The sequence below is a fragment of the Oleiphilus sp. HI0043 genome (assembly GCF_001634935.1).
In genome coordinates, this window is record NZ_LWEY01000909.1 from 1 (window position 1) to 392 (window position 392).

Sequence of the window (392 nt, forward strand, 5' to 3'; positions counted from 1 at the left end):
CGGTAAGATATAATTATAAGTTTATTATCGTCAACAACATATACCAACCGATTACTGTCATCTATGCGGCGAGACCAGAAATCAGCTAGGCTTTCTTTAAGAGGCTCAGGTTTACGTATACCCATCAAAATGATGACGTTGAGTATCGGGTATGAGCTTGTTGATACGTTTAAGTGTTTTCTTGTCTTGGCCTTGCCAGTAAACATAATCTGACTACGCCTCCGTAGTCGATGCTAATATTTCAATCATCGAGCAATCCATGCTCCTCTGTTTTGCCTGCACGATATTGCTGGATTGATTTACTTAGATGAGCGGCATTTGCAGGACTCTAGAGTAAATGCACTGGTTAGGCATTTTAATCGTCAATTAACAGATGCCCAAAATAAGAGAAC

General features: G+C 40.1%; 1 pseudogene. It reads right to left on the minus strand.

The window, feature by feature from the left end:
• Positions 1-210: pseudogene (locus A3729_RS10220) on the minus strand (Txe/YoeB family addiction module toxin); the annotation flags it as partial.
• Between the last annotated feature and the right edge of the window lie 182 nt (positions 211-392).